Genomic DNA, 4,894 nt, shown 5'->3' with positions numbered 1-4,894 from the left:
CCCCAGGCGCCGTCCCCCCAACCGGCGCCGCCCCCGTCCATCCTCTGGTTCGACGCCCTGTCCCGGGAGGACGTGGCCCAGGCCGGAGGCAAGGGCGCCAACCTGGGAGAGCTGACCCGCGCCGGGCTGCCCGTCCCCCCGGGCTTCGTCATCACCGCCGCCGCCTTCCACCAGGCGATGGAGCCCGTGCGCGCCCGGCTGCATGCGCTGTGGGAGCGCGTGGACCCGGATGATCCGCGGTCGCTCGCCGAGCTCACGCAGTCCCTGCGCGAGCTCGTGCTGGAGGCGCCCCTGCCCGACTGGCTGGGCACCTCCATCCTCGCCGCCTACCACCGGCTGCGGGAGTCCTCCGCGGTGGCGGTGCGCTCGTCCGCCACCGCGGAGGACACCGCCACCACCTCCTTCGCGGGCATGCACGAGTCGTTCACCAACGTGGTGGGCGATGACGCGCTCCTCGAGCGCGTGCGCGCGTGCTGGGCGTCTGCCTTTGGCCCGCGCGTGGTGGCCTACCGCAAGGCGCAGGGGCTCACGGAGGTGCCGGAGATCGCCGTGGTGGTGCAGGCCATGGTGGACTCGACGCGCTCGGGCGTCATGTTCACCGTGGATCCCTCCACCGGGAACCGCTGGCACCTCGTCATCGAGGGGGCCTTCGGCCTGGGAGAGGTCGTCGTGGGGGGACAGGTGGAGCCCGACACCTACGTCGTGAACCGCGAGGGGCCGCGCCTGCTGGAGACGCGCGTGGGCCTGAAGGCCTTCCAGCTGGTGCGCGACGGAGTGGGCCACGAGAAGCACGAGGAGCTCCCTCCGGAGCGGGCCAGCGCGCGGGTGCTCACGGACGTGGAGGTGCTGGAGCTGGCGCGGCTGGGCCTGCGCGTGGAGCGGCACTACGGCGCGCCCCAGGACATCGAGTGGGCGGAGCAGGACGGCCGGTTCTATCTGGTCCAGTCGCGGCCGGTGACGACGACGGTGCCCGCCGCCGCGCCGGAGGCTCCGGAACCCGCCGCGTCCCCGGACCGGGCGCGGGTGAGCGGGCTGGGCGCGTCTCCCGGCGTGGCCTCTGGCCGCGTGCGGGTGCTGCGCGACGCGCGGGAGGGCTCGAAGCTGGAGGCGGGTGAAATCCTCGTGGCGCCCATGACGTCTCCGGACTGGGTGCCCACGCTGCGGCGCGCGGCGGCGGTCGTCACCGACAGCGGCGGCATGACGTGCCACGCGGCCATCGTCAGCCGCGAGCTGCGCAAGCCCTGCGTGGTGGGCACGCGCACCGCCACGAAGGCCCTGCGCGATGGGGAGGAGGTCACCGTGGATGGCGCCGCCGGCACCGTGCGCGAGGGCCGCGCCCGGGAAGCCCCCTCCGTGGCGGTGGTGGGGCCGCCCTCCCCCCAGGCGGGCCCCCAGCTCCGGGAGGCCGCCGGGCCGGAGGCGCTGGGCACGCGGCTCTACGTGAACCTGGCCCTGCCGGGACAGGCCGCGGAGGCGGCGGCGCTCCCGGTGGACGGCGTGGGGCTGCTGAGGGCGGAGTTCATGCTCACCGAGGCGCTGGCCGGCGTGCACCCGCGCAAGCTCATCGCGCAGGGGAAGAGCCGCGAGTTCGCCGAGCGGATGTCCCAGGCGCTCCTGACCATCACCCGCGCCTTCCGGGGCCGCCCGGTGGTGTACCGGACCACGGACTTCCGCACGAACGAGTTCCGGGGACTGGAGGGCGGCGGCGAGTTCGAGACCGTGGAGGCCAACCCGATGATTGGCTTCCGGGGCTGCTACCGCTACCTGCGCGAGCCCGAGGTGTTCCGGCTGGAGCTGGAGGTGCTCGCCCGCGTGCGGGACGAGACGCCCAACCTGCACCTGATGATTCCCTTCGTGAGGACGAAGTGGGAGCTGGAGGCGTGCCTGGAGGCCGTGGAGGAGAGCCCGCTGGGACGCCACCGCGGGCTGGAGCGCTGGGTGATGGCGGAGGTGCCCTCCGTCGTCTACCGCATCCCCGAGTACGCGCGGATGGGCATCACCGGCGTGTCCATCGGCTCCAATGACCTCACGCAGCTGATGCTGGGCGTGGACCGGGACTCGGAGCTGTGCGCGGAGCTCTTCGACGAAGAGGACGCGGCGGTCCTGGACGCCATCGTCCGCATCATCCGGGCCAGCCGGGAAGCGGGCATCACGGCGTCCCTCTGCGGCCAGGCCCCGTCGAACCGGCCCGCCTTCGCGGAGCACCTGGTCCGCGCGGGCATCACCTCCATCTCCGTGGACCCGGCGGCCGTGGGCGCGACCCGGGCGGTCGTGGCGGCGGCGGAGCGGCGGCTCCTGCTGGAGTCCGCCCTGCGCCGGTAGCCGCGCTCAGGCGGACGCCCCGGCGTGCGCCTGGGCGCCCTCCGCCGTGGGCAGGGTGAAGAAGAACGTGCTGCCCGCGCCGGGCGCGCTGTCCACGCCGACCTGACCGCCGTGGGCCTCCACCAGCCCCTTCACGATGGCGAGCCCCAGCCCCGCGCCCTCGTTGTGCTTCGGCCCGGCCTGCCAGAAGCGCTCGAAGATGCGCGACCGGTCCTCCACCGCGATGCCCGGGCCCGTGTCGCTCACCAGGAAGCGGACCTGGCCCGCCTCCGGCTGGACGCGCAGGAGCACGCGGCCCCCCCCGGGCGTGAACTTGAGCGCGTTGCCCAGGAGGTTGGAGAGGATCTGCGCCAGCCGCTCCGGATCCGCCAGGACGCGGGGCACGCCTTCTGGCACGTGGGTCTGGAGGAGGAGGGCCCTGTCCTCCGCGAGCCCCCGGTGCTGCTCCAGGGCCTCCTGGATGAGCGGCGCCACGTCCACCGGCTTGCGCTCCACCGCCAGGCTCCCGCCGTCCATCCGGGCCACGTCCAGCAGGTCCTGGATGAGCCGGTTCGCCCGCTGGACCGACTTCTGGAGCGTCTCCAGGCGAGGCCGGGCGTGGTCTCCCGGGGACAGGTGCTTCTCCAGCATCCTCGCGCTGAGCTGGATGACGTTGAGCGGGGCGCGCAGGTCATGCGCCACGATGCGCAAGACCTCCTCGCGCATGCGGATGGCCTGCTCGGCCCGCTCGTACAGGCCGGCGTTGTCGACGGCGAGCGCGGCGCGGCGGGCGAGCTCCTCCGCCTGGGCCTGCTCCCGGGGCCCGTAGCAGCGCCCGGCGCTGGACGTCGCGAGGAGGAGGACGCCCAGGTTCCGCTCCCGGCTGCGCAGCGGCAGGATGAGGGCCGAGTGGAGCCCCAGGTGGCGCGGCGGCTCCCGGAGCCCGGCGTCCACCGGAGCCGCGTCGGGCACTCCGGGGGGAGCCTCCGGCAACAGCGCCGGCCTTCCCGTGCGCTGCACGGAGGCGATGAGGGCCGCGGGCAGCAAGGACTCCCATCCATGCGCCGCATCCAGTGCGCGCAGCCGCTCCGCCGTGCGCGCGTCCGCGGCCCTGTACTCCACCCGCTGGATGCGTCCGTTCGCGTCCAGGCAGGCCACCACGCACCAGTCCGCCAGCGCCGGCACGGCGAGCTCCGCCACCGTGGCCAGCGTCGTCCGGGACGACAGGGACGCCGCGAGCCGCGGGCCCACGTCCGCCAGGAAGCGCCAGGCCTGCTCCAGCTCCTGGCGCTCCGTGATGTCGTGCATCTGGGAGATGAAGTGGATGGGCGTGCCCCGCGCGTCACGCACCACCGCGCTCCAGATGAGGATGCCGATGCGGCGGCCGTCCTTGCGCACGTAGTGCTTCTCCCGCTGGAAGGAGGACAGCTCCCCCCGGCTCATCCGCTCGGCGTTCGCCACGTCCACCGGCAGGTCCTCCGGCACGGTGAGGTCCTGGAACGACCGGCGGAGCAGTTCGTCCCGCGAATAGCCCACCAGGTCGCAGAGCGCCTCGTTCACGTGGAGGAAGTGGCCATCCAGTCCCACCAGCGCCATGCCAATGGGCGCCCCCTCGAACGAGGTGCGGAAGCGCTCCTCGCTCAGGCGCAGCAGGTCCTCCGCCTTCCGCCGCGCGCTGATGTCCCGGAGGATGACGGTGAGCCGCAGCGCGCCCTCCACGTCCAGCTTCATGATGCTGGCCTCCGCCGGAAAGGCCTCTCCGCCGCGGCGCCTCCCCAGGATGGGCAGCCGCTCGCCCATGTGCCGGGACGTCGCCGTGCCTTGCGCGAAGCGCCGCACGTGCGCCGAATGGACGGCCCGGAGGTGCTCGGGGAGGAGGATGTCCAGCGGCTGGCCCAGGACCTCCGGCGCGGAGTAGCCGAAGATGCGCTCGGCGCTCGCGTTGAACAGGACGATGCGCTGCTCGGTGTCGATGGAGATGATGGCGTCCGCGGCGTGGGTGACGATGCCCGCGAAGCGCGCCTCCGACAGCCGCAGCGACTGGTCCACCCGCCGCCGGCTCGCCTCCAGCCGGGAGAGGGCGTTCGCGTTCCAGAGGACCACGGCGAGGAAGGCGGACATCGTCAGGAGCACGAAGAGCGTGACCCCCTCGGTGGTGCCGTAGAGCCCCAGCCGCTCGCCCAGGAGCCGGACGGCGCCCGCCACGGGCACGACCAGCAGGACCGCGAGCAGCAGCCGCCGCGCGGAGTGCCCTCCGAAGTCCTCGCGCAGCAGCACGCCCGTCAGCCCACGGTCGGGGTGGAGCGAGAGCAGCCCTCCCGACAGCAGCAGCAGGCCCAGCGACAGGGGAAGTCCCGGCGCCCTGGAGACTCCCATCACGGTGTTCAGGGGAGGCAACCCGAACCAGTGCCCCTGGTACATCCCTCCGACGAGGCCCCACACCGCGAGCAACGCGGCGCAGGTGGCCAGCCACCGCGCGGGGTACCCACCCTGGCGCGTGCGCACGTGCAACGTCCAGAGCGACAGCCCCGTGAGCAGCAGGCCCAGCCCGCCGCCCGGAGCATCCCGGGTGAGCGCCGCGACGCCCATGACC

The 4,894-nt window shown here is 73.9% G+C and carries 2 protein-coding genes; one reads left to right on the top strand and one right to left on the bottom strand.

Annotated features, from left to right (window positions below; genetic code table 11):
- The first annotated feature begins 39 nt into the window (after positions 1–39).
- The gene (ppsA, locus tag D7W82_RS38465; RefSeq protein WP_120623011.1) at positions 40–2,322 is read left to right on the top strand and encodes a phosphoenolpyruvate synthase; all 2,283 of its coding nucleotides are present in this window, start codon (positions 40–42) and stop codon (positions 2,320–2,322) included.
- A 6-nt stretch (positions 2,323–2,328) separates the two neighbouring features.
- Here the strand turns inward: ppsA and D7W82_RS38460 are convergent.
- A partial coding sequence (locus D7W82_RS38460; RefSeq protein WP_120623010.1) for a PAS domain S-box protein occupies positions 2,329–4,894 on the bottom strand: 2,566 nt, incomplete at its 5' end.

Origin of the sequence: Corallococcus sp. CA049B (assembly GCF_003611685.1) — a bacterium.
Classification (GTDB): domain Bacteria; phylum Myxococcota; class Myxococcia; order Myxococcales; family Myxococcaceae; genus Corallococcus; species Corallococcus coralloides.
This window is presented reverse-complemented; position numbering and strand designations above follow the sequence as displayed.